General features: G+C 42.3%; 17 protein-coding genes. 10 read left to right on the forward strand and 7 right to left on the reverse strand.

From position 1 onward, the window contains the following. Position 1: 1 nt before the first annotated feature. From FQ608_RS00755 to FQ608_RS00775, 5 genes are all read left to right on the forward strand, one after another. Positions 2-631 carry a lipoprotein signal peptidase gene (locus FQ608_RS00755; protein WP_158855893.1) on the forward strand — a complete coding sequence of 210 codons (630 nt, stop codon included), beginning with the start codon at positions 2-4 and terminating at the stop codon, positions 629-631. A gap of 122 nt (positions 632-753) precedes the next feature. Further along, positions 754-1,104, forward strand: coding sequence for a hypothetical protein (locus tag FQ608_RS00760; protein ID WP_158855894.1), 351 nt, complete (start codon positions 754-756; stop codon positions 1,102-1,104). 683 nt (positions 1,105-1,787) lie between these two features. After that, the gene (locus tag FQ608_RS00765; protein ID WP_158855895.1) at positions 1,788-2,546 is read left to right on the forward strand and encodes a sensor histidine kinase; all 759 of its coding nucleotides are present in this window, start codon (positions 1,788-1,790) and stop codon (positions 2,544-2,546) included. 35 nt (positions 2,547-2,581) lie between these two features. After that, entirely contained in the window at positions 2,582-3,223 is a 642-nt protein-coding gene (locus FQ608_RS00770; RefSeq protein ID WP_158855896.1) for a response regulator transcription factor, read from the forward strand. 55 nt (positions 3,224-3,278) lie between these two features. Beyond that, a complete protein-coding gene (locus tag FQ608_RS00775) occupies positions 3,279-3,713 on the forward strand; it encodes a hypothetical protein (protein ID WP_158855897.1) in 435 nt (144 codons plus the stop codon). 27 nt (positions 3,714-3,740) lie between these two features. On the opposite strand, the gene FQ608_RS00780 is transcribed toward FQ608_RS00775, so the two are convergent. The 4 genes from FQ608_RS00780 to FQ608_RS00795 form a co-directional block, all read right to left on the reverse strand. Then, the gene (locus FQ608_RS00780) at positions 3,741-4,409 is read right to left on the reverse strand and encodes a phosphatidylserine decarboxylase family protein (RefSeq protein WP_158855898.1); all 669 of its coding nucleotides are present in this window, start codon (positions 4,407-4,409) and stop codon (positions 3,741-3,743) included. Positions 4,410-4,470: 61 nt separating this feature from the next. After that, on the reverse strand, positions 4,471-5,310 hold the full coding sequence (locus tag FQ608_RS00785; protein ID WP_158855899.1) for a phosphatidate cytidylyltransferase: 840 nt from the start codon (positions 5,308-5,310) through the stop codon (positions 4,471-4,473). Beyond that, positions 5,294-5,500, reverse strand: a complete 207-nt coding sequence (locus FQ608_RS00790; RefSeq protein WP_158855900.1) for a putative signal transducing protein — start codon at positions 5,498-5,500, stop codon at positions 5,294-5,296. The genes FQ608_RS00785 and FQ608_RS00790 overlap by 17 nt, the downstream gene beginning before the upstream one ends. Beyond that, complete coding sequence (locus tag FQ608_RS00795) at positions 5,475-6,434, reverse strand: CPBP family intramembrane glutamic endopeptidase (RefSeq protein ID WP_158855901.1); 960 nt, start codon at positions 6,432-6,434, stop codon at positions 5,475-5,477. The genes FQ608_RS00790 and FQ608_RS00795 overlap by 26 nt, the downstream gene beginning before the upstream one ends. 146 nt (positions 6,435-6,580) lie before the next feature. Here FQ608_RS00795 and dusB point away from each other — a divergent pair, with 146 nt between their 5' ends. The 5 genes from dusB to crtD all read left to right on the forward strand — a co-directional run bounded on the left by dusB (position 6,581) and on the right by crtD (position 12,606). Beyond that, a complete protein-coding gene (dusB, locus tag FQ608_RS00800) occupies positions 6,581-7,570 on the forward strand; it encodes a tRNA dihydrouridine synthase DusB (protein WP_158855902.1) in 990 nt (329 codons plus the stop codon). Positions 7,571-7,661: 91 nt separating this feature from the next. Continuing rightward, positions 7,662-8,561 (forward strand): DMT family transporter, encoded by a 900-nt coding sequence (locus tag FQ608_RS00805; RefSeq protein ID WP_158855903.1) that lies wholly within the window; start codon positions 7,662-7,664, stop codon positions 8,559-8,561. Between the two features lie 56 nt (positions 8,562-8,617). After that, positions 8,618-9,541 (forward strand): mechanosensitive ion channel family protein, encoded by a 924-nt coding sequence (locus FQ608_RS00810; RefSeq protein ID WP_158855904.1) that lies wholly within the window; start codon positions 8,618-8,620, stop codon positions 9,539-9,541. An 82-nt stretch (positions 9,542-9,623) separates the two neighbouring features. Then, positions 9,624-11,090, forward strand: a complete 1,467-nt coding sequence (locus FQ608_RS00815; RefSeq protein WP_158855905.1) for a glycine--tRNA ligase — start codon at positions 9,624-9,626, stop codon at positions 11,088-11,090. A gap of 31 nt (positions 11,091-11,121) precedes the next feature. Continuing rightward, positions 11,122-12,606: a 1-hydroxycarotenoid 3,4-desaturase CrtD gene (gene crtD, locus FQ608_RS00820; protein WP_158855906.1), complete on the forward strand. Its 1,485-nt coding sequence runs from the start codon at positions 11,122-11,124 to the stop codon at positions 12,604-12,606. Here crtD and FQ608_RS00825 read toward each other — a convergent pair whose 3' ends face one another. The 3 genes from FQ608_RS00825 to FQ608_RS00835 form a co-directional block, all read right to left on the reverse strand. After that, positions 12,607-14,004 carry an MltF family protein gene (locus FQ608_RS00825; protein WP_158855907.1) on the reverse strand — a complete coding sequence of 466 codons (1,398 nt, stop codon included), beginning with the start codon at positions 14,002-14,004 and terminating at the stop codon, positions 12,607-12,609. A 139-nt stretch (positions 14,005-14,143) separates the two neighbouring features. Further along, positions 14,144-15,457: a TolC family protein gene (locus FQ608_RS00830; protein WP_158855908.1), complete on the reverse strand. Its 1,314-nt coding sequence runs from the start codon at positions 15,455-15,457 to the stop codon at positions 14,144-14,146. Position 15,458: 1 nt separating this feature from the next. Continuing rightward, a complete protein-coding gene (locus FQ608_RS00835) occupies positions 15,459-18,521 on the reverse strand; it encodes an efflux RND transporter permease subunit (protein WP_158855909.1) in 3,063 nt (1,020 codons plus the stop codon). Positions 18,522-18,527 lie beyond the last annotated feature (6 nt).

Here is an 18,527-nt window from a genome sequence, read left to right on the forward strand (position 1 = left end):
TATGAACTATATAAAATATTTCGGAATTACCCTGCTGATCATTGTTATAGACCAGGTGGTGAAAATGGTCGTCCATTATCAGATGGATTTTGGCACCGTGGGTCAGATCAAAGTCTTTGGTGACTGGTTTAAGCTTCATTATACAACCAACCCCGGCATGGCATTCGGTATGCAGCTAGGCTCGGAATACGGTAAATTAATTCTAACCAGCTTCCGGCTTATCGCCATGTTTGGAATTGGATACTACTTGTATCTCTTGATTTCAAAATCAGCCCATCCTGGATACATCTTTTGTATATCTCTTATATTGGGCGGTGCTATAGGTAACCTGATTGACAGTGTGTTTTATGGTGCCTGGCTGGGAAATGCACCTTATGATGCACCAAGCCCTTGGTTTCACGGGCAGGTGATTGATATGTTTTACATCGATATTTGGGAGGGCTTTATCCCCGATTGGATACCAATCTTTGGTGGTGGGTACACGGCCTTATGGCCAATTTTCAATATCGCCGATGCGTCGATTTTTGTGGGCGTAGCTATTATTCTAATCTTTCAAAAGCGTTTTTTTGATGAGGAGAAAAAAGCACAGGAGGAAGACGATGTTCAGAAGCAGTTTATCGAAAACAAGTAGCTAAGCGGAATTTTACAACCGTTAAAAAAAGATAAAATGCGAATTTTATCTTTTTTTATGTCCAAATCAATAAGATTATGTATTTTTGATCTAACAGCGATACTTAAATACACCCAAAAGAAATGGATTTCGAAAAATTTGACCGGCTTAAAAGGCAGTATGAGGAATATATTGCCAAAGCAGAAAAGGACACAGACGGCGGGAAAGCTATGCAGCAGACTCGTTCCGTGTGGTTTGACAGGCATACCATTGAGGAGTTATTAGAACAGACTGATCCCAAAACAGGGGGAATAAAAATCTTCTTCGGCAAATACGATGAAGAAACTCTGGCAGAATCACACGCCCTCACTAATAAAAGGGATCTAGATGGTAAGCTTACAGTGATTCTGGCCGCATCTGATGACAATCAAGACCCTCAGGTCGAATCAATGGTAGTAAATGGGGGAAAAGTATGTCCTCCAGATTGCAATTAGATCTTGAGACTCCAAACCAATGTCACTATCTATTTATCTTGTTTCAATATTCCTAGGATTGGCAGGGGGATTGTTTTATGCTCTGAAAATAAATAAAGGCCAGGAATATTCCAGCACCCAGCATTTGATTTTGGGGTTGATTATTTTTGTGACCTGTTTTGAGTTGTATGCCATTTATTTGGTGAAAAATGGGAAACATAATGTAATCGTATATAATGTTTGTTTTTATTACTTAGAAACATTTTTTTTAATGGGTTACTTGTATACTATACATCAATCCAAAAAAATAAGACAACTTATATTATACTTCTCAGTAGTTTATTTGATTTGGGGGATTGTCAACAGCTTTTTTATCCAAGATATCTGGGTGACTATGCATAACTATTCTTTCCTGATAGCCAGCTTGGGTATTCTTTCTTTTTGTCTTTTATTTATCTTCGGGATAGCGAAAAACAACAAATACTTCGAAAGACCACTTTGGTCACTACCGCATTTTTGGAATACCTCGATACTACTTATTTTTTATAGTACGGCATTTTTGTATTTTCTTTCATTAAATTTTCTACATGAATTTGATCCAAACTTAATAAACATACTGGGATCTGTTAACCGCTCTGTTGCCGGGACAATGTATATAGTGTTGGGATTTTCCTACTACGCACCTTTGTTTCAAACAGCAGAATATGCAAAGTGATTCTATCGAACTGTTTTTCGTTTTGCTTTCTGGCATTTTCCTCATGTTTATGATGTCGGGGTTTATTGTGGCCATTGTGGTAGTCCACCGTCAGCGGCAGGTCAAAAACAAACACCGGATAGAACTGATGAAAGCAGACTATGAAAAGACTCTATTAAATGTGGAGAAAGAGATCCGGGAGGAAACACTCCTTTACGTCAGTCAGGAGCTGCATGACAATATTGGACAGATGCTTTCATTAACAAAGTTGGTGTTAGCCAACCCGGAACCTTCCGCCGTCTTGGAAGGGAAAAAGCTTATCAATCAAATTATCAAAGAAGTTAGGAGTCTTTCCAAGTCAATTAACAGAGACTATCTCAAAGACATTAAATTTGGAGATTTTCTTAGTGAGGAATTAGAGAAAATTGAAAGGAGTGGTTTCTGCCAAACAGCTTTAATTCCTGCTGATTCCTCGGTAGAAATTTCGGATGACAATAAGAAGCTTATTTTGATACGTGTGGTCCAAGAATGTCTCAATAACGCCATCAAACATGCTTCGCCTACTTGGATTAAAATCCAAATAAATCACACAGCCCCCTTGCTAGAGCTCTCCATTAACGATGATGGGGTGGGTTTTGACACGCAACAGTACTCACAGGGGCTGGGCCTTCGAAACCTCCAATCAAGAATGAATGCCATTGATGGAGATATAAGCTTCCAATCGGAACTCCAGAAAGGAACTCAAATCAAAATCTCTCTGACAGTTTGATCGAGCGCTCAAGAAATAATACTTTTCACCCGCAGATGCAAAAGAAAAAAATAATAATGGCTGATGACCATAAGATGTTTGCGCAAGGCATGGCCAATATCTTGAACCGGGAACCCGACTTTGACATCGTGGGGATCTTTACTAACGGAAGGCAGGTGCTTTCCCATTTACAACAGCAGGAAGCAGACCTCCTGATCACGGACATGAACATGCCCGGTATGGATGGAATTGGCCTGATTCAGGAACTCAAAAAACAAAAATCTAAAATTCAAATTATTGTATTATCCATGTATGATGATGAGGAGATTTTCAAAAACTGCGTAAAACAGGGAATCAGTGCCTATGTGCTGAAAAATGCCGATCCGGAAGAACTCATATATACCATACACGAAGTTATAGAAAAACGCCATATCATTAATTTTCAACATGTGCTTTACCAAGCCGCAGATAACCCATTCGACCACCTAGATACCTATGCGTTAAAATTTAAACTTTCCAAAAGGGAGTTTGAAATTCTGAGCTATATAGCAAAAGGGAAAACAAATAAAGAAATATCCGAAATCTTACACCTAAGTGTGCATACTGTGGAAACTCACAGAAAGCACATTCATGCCAAACTGAACGTTTCCTCCTCCGCCGAACTGATCAAAAAAGCCATAGACATGGGACTTGGATAGACGCTATTCAAATTATTCACTAACTTACTAATTATCTATTTTTAATCGATTAACAATGATAAAAAAGCTATTTGTTGCGGGATTATTACTTATTGGTCTAGGCTTATCGGCCGAGGCCCAAGTCAGTGTGGGGATCTACCAAAGCGGAGTTTTTACTTATTTAGGCGCAGGCACGGATCCAGAAAAACGCTATTTTGGAGAGGCAAGAATATTTGCAGGGGATGTGTTGAACCACTTTTTTGGGGCGGAAGTAATCGGCCAGCGAAATTTCAAGCAATCCGACTGGTACAACTTTTCCGCCGGGTTGATGGTGGGATACCATGAGTTTGACGATGCCCGAGTGGGTTTACCTGCTTTTTTTACAATCAAACCCATTCAGAGCAATAAAAATTTCTCGCTTATTCTAGAAGCAACGCCTTTTGTGGCATATAGTTCTGTCTACTTCAGAGGAAATTTAGGTATTAGGTATTTCCTACGGAAGGCAGATTAGGCCATTTTAGAATTAAAAAACTACCGATTAGGGTAGCTTTAGCCTTCCGATAGCCGTTACACCTCCCTTAGTAACATCATCTACTGCTACCAGAACCTCTGCATCAAGCGGCAGGAAAACATCCACGCGGGATCCAAATTTGATAAACCCAAATTCATAGCCTTGTGCTACAGGATCTCCTTCCTTGATATACCACTTAATCCTCCTGGCCACTGCGCCCGCTATTTGCCTTACCATCAATTGAATACCACTGGGGTGCTCGATGACTAAAGAGGTGCGTTCATTTTCGGTACTTGACTTCGGATGCCAAGCTACCAGGTATTTACCCGGATGATACTTAAAAAACTTGACCAAACCAGTGATAGGGGATCGGTTTACGTGAACATTTATCGGTGACATGAATATAGACACCTGTATCCGCTGTTCCTTCAAGTACTCGGATTCTTCCGTTTGTTCGATGACTACGACCTTGCCGTCTGCCGGTGCGTATACCAAATCTGGATCATTGGGTAAGGGGATAGCAGGATTTCTAAAAAACTGAAGAACGAGCAAGTAAAATACTATCGTAACCAATAACACTACATTTAACATGGTTTCGTTTCCTTCCCCAAAAACTTGATGTAAACCAAAGTTAATGGCCGCAAAAATTATCAGCAACCAGAATAAAAGCGTTCTACCTTCTTTATGAATTGTCATTATATATTTGGTTTGCGTTAGCTTCCTATTTCATCACAATAATAGGTCTTTTTTACCACTTTTAGAAAATCTTCAAAAAAGCTACAATAAAGGGAGTCGACAACAACAATCCATCAAACCTGTCCATAAACCCACCGTGTCCCGGAAGCCCTCTTCCGGAATCTTTGATGTCTATACTCCGTTTGAAAAGAGATTCGATCAGATCCCCATATGTACCCGCAATGATGATGATGGCTGCAATACTGAACCATTGCCATACAGGTAAAACGGTGAAATACTGTGCCATGATGTATGTGACAATGACGGCGGCAGCTGCACCTCCCAAACTGCCCTCCCATGATTTTTTCGGAGATACCCGTTCGAACAACTTTGTCTTGCCGAATTTGGTTCCGGCAAAATAGGCACCTGAGTCACTGGCCCAAAGTATAAATAGCGAACCGACTACAATTTCGAAATGAAAAGATCCTCCGGCAGAAAACGCTGCTACAGTCAGCAGGGAGAATGGTACTGCCACGTAGAATATTCCCAAGATGGTGAAAGCAATACCGGTAAATGGCTTCTTGTCTGATTTTCGGTAAAGCTTAATAAAGAAAATCATGGAAACCAGGGGGAAAACCAAAAAATAGTACTCGATGGGGATAATCTTCATTTCCTCCAAAAACGTAAACGTGAAAATCAAAAGACCAATAAAGGTCCCAAAACTTTTCAGCGGCAACATACCGTCCAATCCGGAAAGCTTATAAAATTCCATCTGAGTAAAGGATTGGATGATTGCAAAGACAATAAAATAAGCCCATTCACTGTAGACGGAGCTGCCTATGATAACCGCCGCCCCGATGAGAGCGGTTATCACCCTTTGTGCCAGATTACTATAATTACTTATACTAAAACGTGATTTCATTATCGATGATATTAATCGCCTGCACGACATCCTCCGTGGATGTCATGATTTCAAAATTGCCATGGATGTGGTACACTGTTTCCCGCTTATTAAGGATTATCGCTATAACACCTCTATCTGTAAGCACACCTTTGATGATCTCCGCTCGAATTGGTGAATCGGTCTCATACACTTTGTGCCACTTCGCCATTTTCTTCGGGTTTAGGATGCATGGCCACAAAATACCTGAATCCGACTACAAATACAACCAAACCAATTAACACATAGGGCCAATAGATTTCTGAAGGACCTTCAATATCGAAATCTATTTCCCCAATTTTCCCCAGATAAACCAAGGTTACAGTCAGGGCATTATTTAAAGTGTGGGCTAGGATAGGATAAATAAGACTTCCAGAATATACATATAAGTAACCAAACAAGGCTCCCAAAAACATACGGGGAAACAGTCCGTAGAATTGCAGGTGAATGGCAGAGAAAATAAATGCAGTGATCCAAACTCCTAGGTGTACATTGCCGGTATATTGATGCATTTTGGGTTGAAGGATACCTCGAAACAAGTATTCCTCTCCCCATCCCGCCATTATGCCTATTACCAAAAGTGCAACAAAAAACTCCAGTCCATTGTCAAAATCGGTGATATATTGTGTTAGGAGCATGAGTTCATCCTCTTTATCCCTTAATGCCTTTTCAAATCCAGAGAGAAATTCTGGAAAATGGACATTTGTATTTAAATATACGATCAGGGAATTAAATGCAATAAATCCAACCATAAGTAGAATCATGACTAAAATCCCGGTGAACTTAACCCGGCTAATTTGCTGTTTGATCATCAGTGTCTTTTTATCCACAAGTCGGATAAATAGCCAGCCACCAAGCAGAAAGGCCCCGCCACCTCCAATCCCTTGGATAAACAAAAAGGCTATTCGGGCGTTGGGATGGGAAAGATTACCGGTAAGGAGGGGCATCAAATCTTCAAAAGGGATCCCAAACAAAACAGTCGAGAGGGCAACCGCAATGGATTGGGCAACAGCTAACGCACCAAAAACCAATAGCACCAAAATGGTTAAAGAAAGCAGCCATGGGTGATTTACCGCAGGTACATTTCTGTTTTCATATATTTCCATAATTGGAGTAAATTTACACCAAATAGCCATGACCACAAGACAGCAATGGAAAATGAATATCATTTTGTGGGTTAACGGTAAAATTGACGGGGTTAAAGGGCTATAAATCAATCAAAAACTCTGACCTTTGCAAAAATTTTAAAACTGTGATCAAAATAGGTAATATATCGCTGGGAGAGTTTCCGCTTTTGTTGGCTCCCATGGAAGACGTGAGTGATCCTCCTTTTCGGGCTGTCTGCAAACAAAATGGTGCGGACCTGATGTACACGGAGTTTATCAGCTCGGAGGGATTAATCCGGGACGCCGCCAAAAGTGTGCAGAAATTGGATATTTTCGATTACGAACGCCCTATTGGAATCCAGATTTTTGGCAATGAGATAGAATCCATGCGGGAGGCTGCTTCCATCGTAGAAGCCGCTAAACCGGACATATTGGACATCAATTACGGTTGTCCCGTCAACAAAGTCGCCTGCAAGGGTGCCGGGGCGGGCATTCTGCTTGATATTGATAAAATGGTCGCCATGACAGCAGAAATTGTCAATGCGGTTGATATACCAGTGACTGTAAAAACCCGCCTTGGCTGGGATGAAAACACCATCCGCATTCAGGAAGTGGTTGAACGCTTGCAGGATGTGGGCATTCAGGCCATCAGCATTCATGCCCGAACCCGAAAGCAAATGTACAAGGGCACTGCCAATTGGGAATATTTGGCTGAGGTAAAACGAAATCCAAGAATTACCATTCCGGTATTTGGGAACGGGGATGTGGATTCTCCGGAAAAAGCATTGGAATACCGAAATAAGTACGGTGTGGATGGCATTATGATCGGACGGGCAAGTATTGGTTACCCGTGGATTTTTAATGAAATCAAACACTATTTTGCCACAGGAGAAAAGTTAGCTGCCCCGGATTTGGAAGAGCGTATACGCGTAGCAAAAAAGCACCTTGACTTTTCCGTGGAATGGAAAGGGGAAAAATTGGGGATGTTGGAAATGCGCCGACACTATACCAACTATTTCCGGGGGATTCCGAATTTCAAACCCTACCGAACTGAATTAGTCACCTCGGAAAACTACGACCATGTCTTGGGAATCTTGGAAGAGGTGGGCAATGTCTATGCAGATTATGAATTTTAACCCCTATCTTGAAAACGCAACTGCCGTTCACAACCACCATCTTTTGGATAGATTAAAATCTTTGACCAAGCTGACAACCTTAAAATAGCTCATGGAAGCCGAACCAACCGCTGGCCAGCCGCTAAAAAGCTGGTTACTTTTAATTCTCTTAGCGCTGATTTGGGGAAGTTCATTTATCCTTATCAAGAAATCACTACTGGTATTTTCTCCCGGTGAAGTGGGTGCCTTTCGGATCGTAACCGCAGGGTTGGTGATGCTTCCCTTGTCAATGCCCAGGCTTAAGCAATTAAACCGACAGCAGGTAAAATACTTAATCATCATCGGTTTGGTAGGAAGTTTTATTCCCGCATTTTTATTCGCCAAAGCACAGACTCAACTATCCAGTTCACTTACTGGCGTGCTGAATGCCCTCACCCCACTTATGGTGATTGTCATTGGCTCCCTGCTTTTTGGATCAACGATTTCCAGAAGAAATGGGTTGGGTTTACTGATCGCATTTCTTGGAGTAGGCATCCTTGTTCTCTTTCAGTCCGATAGCGGATGGGATGTGTTCTCGGGTATAAACTACTATGCGTTTTTTGTGCTGGCCGCCACAGTCTGCTACGGGTTCAACGTTAATATTATCAAGTACAAATTTGTCAAGCTAAAGCCAGTAGCCATTACCGCCATTTCTCTAATGATGGTGTTACCCGTGGCAGCTATTTACCTCTTCGCCTTTACTCATTTTTCCTTTAAATTGATTCATGTCCCGGGAGGATGGCTCGCTGCTGGATACATTACCTTGCTGGGAGTGGTGGGAACAGCCCTTGCCTTGATCATTTTCAATGTCATGGTTAAGTTGGTCTCTCCCGTTTTCGCCAGCTCGGTGACATACCTTATACCTATCGTAGCCATCTTTTGGGGAGTAATTGACGGAGAGAGCTTGTTGCTATGGCATTATGTAGGTATATTGACCGTTATCTTGGGTGTGTGGATTGGAAATAGAAGATAAACGGACCTAGACGTTGGAGTGTCAAAGCAAATATCAAAGAAAAAGTTATCCCCTTCATGTTTGAAAATTTATTTAATATAGAGAAGGAATTGCTAAATAGAATCATTCAAACGGTTCTCATTATTGTTGGTATCTGGTTAATTAATAAACTCTCCGTCCGATTTTTATACCGCGGGAATTCAGAAGAAATGCGGAAGCAATACCACCTCCGCAAGTTCATCGAATACACGACTTTTTTTATCGGTCTGCTTATCATCGGCAACCTGTGGGTAAGTAATTTTCAATCCGTCACTACGTTTCTTGGGTTACTTTCCGCCGGTATTGCCATTGCGTTAAAAGATATTTTTGTAAATATTGCCGGATGGGCGTTTATTTACCTGCGCAAACCCTTTGATGTGGGGGACCGCATACAGATCGGCGATGTCAAGGGCGATGTCATCGACCTTAGACTGTTTCAGTTTAGCTTGTTGGAAATCGGAAATTGGGTGGATGCAGATCAAAGTACAGGGAGGGTCATACATGTCCCTAATGGAAAAGTATTTACCGATGCGCAAGCTAATTATTCGATTGGCTTTAATTACATCTGGAACGAACAGGTCATTTACATCACCCTAAAAAGTGATTTCAAAAAGGCCAAGGCCATCCTTCTTGATGTACTGAATACGCACCTAAAGGACGAACTTAAATTGGCGGAAAAGGAATTCTTAAGAGCCAAACATGAGCATCTTATTGTTTACAAGCAGTTTACCCCGATGATTTTTACCGATATCACCGAGAGAGGTATTCAGCTATCCATGCGCTACCTCTGTAATCCGAAAAAAAGACGTATGATGGCCCATACCATTATAGAGTCCATCTTGGAGCGGTTGGGACCTGAAGACAATATCCGCATTGCCTACCCAACCTCCACCGTCCTACTTCATCAAGATCAAGTCCACCCGGCCAATCAACCCGGTAAGTCCGAAGACATCCCTATTTGATTCCATTACGGTCTTAATAGCCACTAAAGGGATAGTCGAGGAATTCCTTGTACAATGGCACTTTTTGACTAATTTTGCGACTATGGCAAAATCTGAACAGATCCAAGAAGTCAACGTACTTAAAGATATAATTGCCCATGCCAAGGAGTATGGGTTTGTTTATCCCTCGTCAGAAATATACGACGGTCTCCAAGCCGTCTACGATTACGGACCATACGGGGTAGAATTGAAAAACAACCTCAAGAAACTCTGGTGGGAATCCATGACCCGATTGCATGAAAATATCGTCGGACTTGATGCTGCCATTTTCATGCATCCCACCACTTGGAAAGCATCGGGACACGTCGATAGCTTCAACGATCCGATGGTAGACAATAAGGACAGCAAAAAGCGCTACAGGGCCGATGTGCTGATCGAAGAAAAGGCTGCCCAATATGAACTTGCAGGGGAAATTGAAAAATCGAAATCTCTTCTCTCCGCTATGGGCAAATTGATGGATGCAGAGAACTTCGAAAGCCTAAGGGAGCTGATGATCAATGAAGGCATAACCTGCCCGCTCAGCGGCACCAGCAACTGGACAGAAATCCGACAGTTCAACCTAATGTTTTCAACTCAAGTGGGGTCTGTGGCAGATGATTCCAGTACCATCTATTTACGTCCGGAGACGGCACAGGGTATATTTGTGAACTTCTTAAACGTTCAGAAAACCGCAAGGATGAAGGTTCCTTTTGGAATCGCCCAGATTGGAAAAGCTTTTAGAAATGAGATTGTTGCCCGACAGTTCATTTTCCGCATGAGGGAATTTGAGCAAATGGAGATGCAGTTTTTCGTACGACCGGGCACCGAATTGGAATGGTATAAGGAATGGGCTGATAAACGGGTGAAATGGCACCTTGCCTTGGGAATTCCCGCAGATAAAATCCGTAGGCATGACCACGATAAACTCGCCCACTATGCCAATGCCGCCTTGGATATCGAATATGCGTTTCCATTTGGCAACAAAGAAGTGGAAGGAATTCACTCCAGAACCGATTTTGACCTAAAAAGCCACCAAGAATACTCCAAAAAGAAACAACAATACTTCGACCCGGAGATCAATCAGAATTATATCCCCTACGTGATCGAGACCTCCATCGGTGCCGACCGGCTGTTTTTGATGACCTTGTGCAATGCCTATGTAGAGCAAACGGTGGACGGAAAGCAGCGCACCTACCTCAAGTTCCACCCGGCAGTGGCTCCTGTAAAGGCGGCCATCCTACCCCTTACCAAAAAGGACGGATTACCGGAAAAAGCCAAGGAAATCGTAGAGGATTTAAAATATGACTTCAATATTATCTATGAAGATGCCGCCTCAATCGGTAAAAGATACACCCGTCAGGACCTGATTGGAACTCCTTTCTGCATCGCTGTTGACCATCAGACTTTGGAGGACAATACGGTTACCATTCGGCATAGGGATACGACGGAGCAGGAGCGAGTGCCTATTTCAGAGCTCCACCAGCGGTTGAGCCAGGCCTGCAGTTTCCGGCGAATATTCGAAAAACTCTGAAACACTTCGGATTTATCCTAGTTTTACTGCTATGGAAAAAAAGGCCATTGTCGTAGGGTCAGGGATAGCTGGTTTGGCTGCTTCTGTTCGCCTTTCACACCTGGGATACCGAGTCGAGGTGTTTGAAGCGAATGGATACCCGGGGGGAAAGCTGTCGGAAATACAACTTGGCGCCTACCGTTTTGATACCGGCCCGTCCCTTTTCACCCTTCCGGAGCAGGTGGATGAACTCTTCAAGCTAACGGGTAGAAATCCAGCGGACCACTTCGAATACATCAGGCTGCCGGTTGCCTGCCATTACTTCTGGGAGGATGGCAAGCAAATTAAGGCTTATGCGGATATCAATGCTTTTGCGGAGGAGGTTGAAACCAAATTGGGGGAACCGGCAGATCATATTCGTCAGTCCCTAGAAAGGTCTGCCTATATTTACGATCATCTATCCCCTCTATTTATGCATCAATCCCTGCATAGGTGGAAAACATGGACTTCGCCGCATGCGCTTAAATCGTATCTGAAAATGGGGAAATTGGGAATATTCGATACCATGAACGGTGCCAATAAAAAACAATTCCAGCATCCCAAGCTAGTGCAATTGTTTAACCGATACGCCACCTACAATGGCTCTGACCCCTACCAGACAGCGGCAACGCTGAATATCATCCCACACTTGGAATTCAACATTGGTGCCTTTTTTCCAAAGAAAGGAATGCATGCGATCACCGAAAGTCTGTATCAATTGGCAAAGGACGTTGGTGTACAGTTTCATTTCAACACTAAAGTCCAAAAAATATTAGTAGCCAACAAAAAAGCGGTTGGCATTAGCACCGACACAGAAAGTCACGATGCGGATATCGTCATAAACAATATGGATATGGTCAATGCCTACAAGCATTTACTTAGCGACCAAAAACAGCCTAAGATGCTATTGAGGCAGCCAAAATCAAGTTCCGCACTTATTTTCTACTGGGGTATTAAAAAGGTGTTTCCTGAACTGGATTTACACAACATTCTCTTTAGTGAGGACTATGAAAGTGAATTCAAGCATATATTTAAACAAGGTCAAATCTCTAGCGACCCAACCGTCTATATCAACATCACTTCTGTCTATAAGGACGACGACGCGCCAAAGGGTGGAATGAATTGGTTTACCATGGTCAATACCCCAAATAACCAAGGTCAAGATTGGGATGAAATGATTAAGACGGCAAGGCAAAATATTATTAAAAAAATAAACCGCATCCTACATACGGATATTGAACCGCTTATCGAAGTAGAGGAAATACTGGATCCGCGAACCATTGAATCAAAGACTTCCAGTGCATTGGGGGCCTTGTACGGAAACAGTTCTAACAACCGATACGCAGCTTTTCTTCGGCATGCCAATTTTTCCTCTGAAATCAGTAACCTTTATTTTTGTGGGGGTAGTGTACACCCTGGAGGAGGCATTCCGCTTTGCTTACTTTCGGCAAAAATAATGACTGAGATTATTGTCCCCAAAAACCCAAAAATGAATTAATCAAGGATCAACAAGAACCTTATAGGACTCGTAAAGAATGAGGATGTCGATAACATATTGAACAGCTAAGTGTCCCTTGGCATAGCCGCTTTTAACCAGTGGATCCCGATATACTTCCGGTTTCGATTTCTGTTCCAGATAAAAAGCCACATTATCCCACATCCGGGAGTCCTTACCATACTTTATAGACAACCTCCATGAATCCTGAACATGTCCGTGCCCTACATTGTAGGAAGCAAGAATGAACTTGATCCGCTCAGTGTTGTCCGGAATACGCTCCATCCAGAACCTATCAAGATATTTAAGGTAATTCACCCCTCCGCGTAGGCTTTCGATGGGATTGTTGGGATCTTTGACACCAAACCTGCTCAAGGTAACAGGCATTAGTTGCAGTAACCCAACGGCACCTGCGTAAGAAATAGCCGAAGTATCAAACCGGCTTTCCTTATACACCAAAGATGCCAAAAGTCTCCAATCCCAGCCAAGCTGATCTGCACCTTCTTTGATTATATCGTCAAAAGCCGAAATCCTGCCACCCGAGACAGAAGAAAAGGCGGAGTTATTTCGGAAATAGCTGTTTTTTTTATTGATAAAATACTTATCATACAGGATGGCGCTATATCCTGTCCGGTGAATACGTTCAATCCATTCGTCTACCTTACTTAAGAGTAAGGGTGCATTTTTTCTTACAGCCCATCCCACACGGGTCGGAGGGCTGATAGCAAGGCTTATATCTATATTGTCATAATACGTTGCGTTGACTTGAGCTATGTCGTTATCTACCACTGTATAAGCTATATCCCCATTTACTACTTTGAGAATTAGTGATTCCAGATTCTCGTCTACTTCAAGAACTTCCATTTGGAGGTCTAATGAATCATTCAAGACTTTCAATTTGTCCTTATAAATGGTAGCTTTCTTTATGTGAATTGGCTTGTGCGCAAGGGACTCTACGGACTGAATCATTTCATTTTGCTTCTGCTGCACAAGTACTGTACTGATATCCGTAATGGAAGAGGTAAATTCAGCGTACTTCTTTCTATCCTCAGAAACCTCAAAATTGATGGCAATTATATCCGCTTTGCCTTCGTTTAAAAACCGAAATGACTCCTCGATGCCGTTACTCACAATAATCCGAAGGGATACTCCAAGCCTAGTTGCCAAATTCCGAAGTAGCTCGAATTCATAGCCCATAGCTCTCCCCCGGTAAATATAATAACTGGTGGAAGAATTATCCACTACGACCCGTATAAAACCTCGCTCCTTGATAGCATCCAGATCTATTTCAGCCGGATTTTCCCAAAAATTTATCTCTTTTTGATCTGATGATTGATCGCAGGAAGGTAGAGAAAAAAATAGAATTCCAAGAACGAAAATATGCCATGGTTTCTTTTTCATGCAATAAACCCTGAAACTCAGGAATTGATTTCTCCAAAATTAGCGGTTTAATTACATTAAACCAAATTTTGCGGAATAAACCCCGTTAAAGCTGAATTAAACCCTTATATATTTCAAAAAATCAATATATTTTTTCGTATTAGTTTTTGAAATAGATCCTTCCAGATAACCTCATCAATTCGATTTCATTTTCTTTTATATTGTATAAAACTTCAATAAGCCTACTTTCTGCTTGTAACCTGTTTACCTGGGCATCCCTGAATTCTAGGTAATTGGCAATCCCCAACCTAAACCTGTCAAGTGCAATTTCTGAATTTTCTACCGCCACCTCATAGTTGCTTTGCTCTATTTCCAAAAGGCGTTTACTGTTTTCATAGGTATTGAATGTCCGCTGTAAGGCGGAAAGCATTTGAACCTCGTATTGGTCCAAAAGGAATTTCTGGTTGTTCATCTGAATTTTTGCTGCCTGAATTCTTCGGTTCAGGGAAAAACCGCTGAAGAGATTCAGGCTCATGGTGGCACCAAGGTTGAACCCTTGCTGTTGATTGGATGACAAAAAGCCGGCATCCGACCTGAAGGTATTGTCATTATAGGCTCCTGTTAAAGCAATGGTAGGTAACCTTTGGGCCCTCAATTCCTTCATCTGCAGGTAGGCAACGTTCTGAAGTCCCTGGGTGGCCAAAAGTTGCTTATTGTTTCCAAATGCGTCTTCTCTCAAATCTTCCAAAAATAAGTTTTCACGGATGGTGATGGTATCATTGACGATAAAGTCCTGCTGGGGATCCACGGCCAAAAGCTCATTCAGGTTAACCCGTGAATTTTGGATCACCTGCTCCTGTGTGACCAAAGCGGTAAGGTCTGTATTATAATCTACTTGAGCGGCCAAAAAGTCCCTTTTGGAGGCCCTTCCAAATTCATACTGAGCTTTGGCAATCTCAATACGCTGATTGGACAATTCCAGGGTAGTATTCAGTACATTGTACCTTTGCAACTCCAGCACTAACCTGTAATAATTGGTGGCAATGGCGGCAACAGTATTTTCTATGACCACCTTGGCCTCCAACTCACTTACCTCAGCCAACTTTCCTAAACGCTCCAAAGCTACCACTAAATCAGCACTGAACCCATATATGGCAACGATGGAGTAATTATTGGTCCTGGTTTGCGCACCGTCAATGATTCTGGGATTCTCAGGATCATTAAAAAAAGCCTGCTCCGTATCTTCTCTTCGGTAAGCCCTCGTATTGAACACATCCAGGGTGGGCAATAAAAGGCTGTTACCAATTCTGACCTCATTTTCTGCCAAAATCACTTCATTCGTAGCAATTTTTACATCGAAATTTCTCTCCAAACCAATCTCAACCGCCTTTTCAAAATTGATTTCTTCACGTTCCTGGGCCAATACTCCCATACCGGTGGTCGATAATATACTCAGTAATAAAAATCTTTTCATATCAGACTCTTGCTAACCTGCCTTTTTTGGATGTTAAATACGTATAGACACCGGGAATGACAAACAAAGTCAATACGGTAGAAATTAGCATCCCGCCAATAACCGCTACTCCCATAGGAACCCTGCTTTCCGCTCCGGCTCCCAAAGCCATGGCTATAGGTAAAATCCCCAATATGGTAGACAAGCTAGTCATAAGGATTGGCCTAAACCTAGCCGATGCAGCCCCTTCAATCGAGTCCCGAATACTCATGCCTTGAGCCTTGCGTTGGTTGGCAAATTCTACTATTAGGATACCGTTTTTAGTTACCAAACCTATCAGCATGATAATGCCAATTTGACTAAATACATTTAGCGTATAATCAAACAGCCATAGTGAAAACAATGCACCAAATATAGCCAAAGGAACGGTAAACATGATAGTCAGCGGATCCATAAAGCTTTCAAATTGTGCTGAGAGCACTAGGTAAATCAAGATCAAAGCAAATATAAAAGCAAATATCAAACTGTTGGAACTGTCTCTATACTCTTTGGAAAGTCCCGCCACATCGGTACTGTAGGTTTCATCCAAAACGTCCGCCGCTATGCGATCCATTTCATCCAGTCCCATTCCGACTGTCATTCCCGGAGCCAAGCCAGCCGAAACGGTCGCACTGACAAAACGGTTGAAGCGGTACAGGGAAGGAGGGGTACTTCTTTCGGTAATCGTAACCAAATTGTCCAACTGTATAAGCTGTCCATTCTCGGCACGCACGTAGAGCATTCTTAAATTAATGGGCTCATTTCTATCTTCCAGCTGCATTTCACCAACTACTTGATATTGTTTGCCATTCATGATGAAATAATCAAACCGCTGACCCGAATAGGAAAGTTGTAGCGTCCGGGCTATTTCCTGAACCGAAACGCCAATGTTCCGTGCCTTTTCCCTGTCAATCTCAACCTCTATTTCCGGCTTCGTGAATTTTAGGTTTACATCCCCAAAGTTGAATACATTACTTTCATTTACCCTGTTCATAAACTCAGGGATTACATCTTTCAATTTTTCGATCGTCTGAGCTTGAATAACGTACTGCACGGGAAGTCCTGCTCTTCGATCTCCGATGGAGGGTTCTTGAACCCCAAATGACCTGGCGGCCGTTTTACCTTTCAGATATTCATTGATATCGTCAAAAACCTGCTGTTGAGTTCGCTCCCTTTGGTTGGCATCTTTTAAAACTATTCGAAAAAAGCCAGAATTTGAACTGGCACTCCCAAATCCGGGGGAGGTTATTCCAATAATCGCTTCTCTATCTACTTCAGGTATCAACTCCATAAGCTCTTCGGTCATTTCATCAACGACCCGGTCCATATAAGCAAATGTAGCACCTTCCGGTCCAGTTAAGTTTACCCTCACTTGACCCCTATCCTCAATAGGTGCCAGTTCAGTAGGTATTTGCCCAAATAGAAAATAAATTCCATAAACCATCCCAGCTATAATAACTAAGGCCATCCACCGAACTTTCATAAACCTGATCAGGCCATTTTCATATTTGGAGTTAATCCACAAAAAAAATGGCTCTGTCTTCGCATAAATCCAATTTTGCTTCTCCCTTTTCTTAAGTAATTTGGAGCTTAACATGGGGGTCATAGTCAAGGCTACAAAAGAAGAAATGATAACGGCGCCGGCAACAACAACACCAAATTCCCTAAAAAGCCGCCCTGTTGTTCCTGTTAGAAAAATTACCGGAAGGAACACCGCCGCAAGAGCAACTGTTGTTGCGATGACAGCGAAAAATATTTCTTCCGCTCCCTTTTCGGCAGCCTTCTCAGGTGTTTCTCCTTTCTCTATTTTGGTATATATATTCTCCAACACAACGATCGCATCATCTACCACTAATCCTATGGAAAGAACTATACCCAAAAGCGTCAGCACATTAATGGAGAAACCCATCAAATACATAATGAAAAAAACACCTATAAGGCTTATTGGAATGGTAAGTACTGGGATAAAGGTAGTTCTCCAATCTCTTAAAAATGTGAATATCACCAAAACCACAAGAAAAAATGCCAATGCGATAGTTTCCTGAACCTCACTGATAGATTTACGGATAAATTGGGTATTGTCAAAACCAATACTTAACTCAATATCCCCGGGGAGATCCTTTTTTATAAACTCCAATCTTTCATAAAATTGATCCACTATTTCTATACTATTGGATCCAGGAAGTGGGGAAATGGCTACCGCCACCATGGGTATTCCATCCCGTTTTAGCACTGTTCTTTCATTCAAGGGTGCCAATTCCGCTCTACCAATATCTTGAAACAGGACTACGTTATTTGATTCCTCACGAATGATCAGGCGGTTGAACTCTTCCGGAGTACTTAACCGACTCTTAGTTCTCACGGATAATTCTATGGATGAACCCTCAATTCTACCAGAAGGTAGTTCCACATTCTCACTTTGGACCTTGTTCAACACATCGGTAGGAGTAACCCCATAAGACGCCATAAGCAAGGGGTCCATGCGTAGTCGCATGGCATATTGCTTTTCCCCCCAGATTCTAACTTCGCTTACTCCTTCAATGGTTTGAAGCCTTTCCTTAAAAATATTGGTAGCAATATCACTTAGTTCGAGCAGATTTCTCTGAGGGCTTGCCACAGTGAGAACAATCACAGGCTGCGAATCGGCATCCTGCTTAGTGACAACGGGCGGATCTACATCGGGGGGCAAATTTCTCTGGGCTCTGGATACTCTGTCCCGAACATCGTTTGCCGCCGCTTCCATATCCCCGCCAACCTCAAATTCTACAGTAATATTGGAATTCCCGTCATTACTAGTTGACGTCAAGGACTTGATTCCCGAAATGCCATTAATGGCTTCTTCAAGTGGCTCGGTTATCTGCGCAAGGATGACATCCGCATTAGCTCCGACATATGTGGTTCTTACACTGATGATTGGCGGGTCCACACTTGGATATTCACGTACTCCCAAAAAGGAAACACCTATGATCCCAAAGATCATGATAGTAAGGCTCATCACAATGGAGAGGACAGGCCTTTTAATACTAATGGTGGACAAACTGGACATGGCAGA

The sequence above is a fragment of the Lunatibacter salilacus genome (assembly GCF_009797935.1).
In the GTDB taxonomy this organism is placed as follows: Bacteria; Bacteroidota; Bacteroidia; order Cytophagales; family Cyclobacteriaceae; genus Lunatibacter; species Lunatibacter salilacus.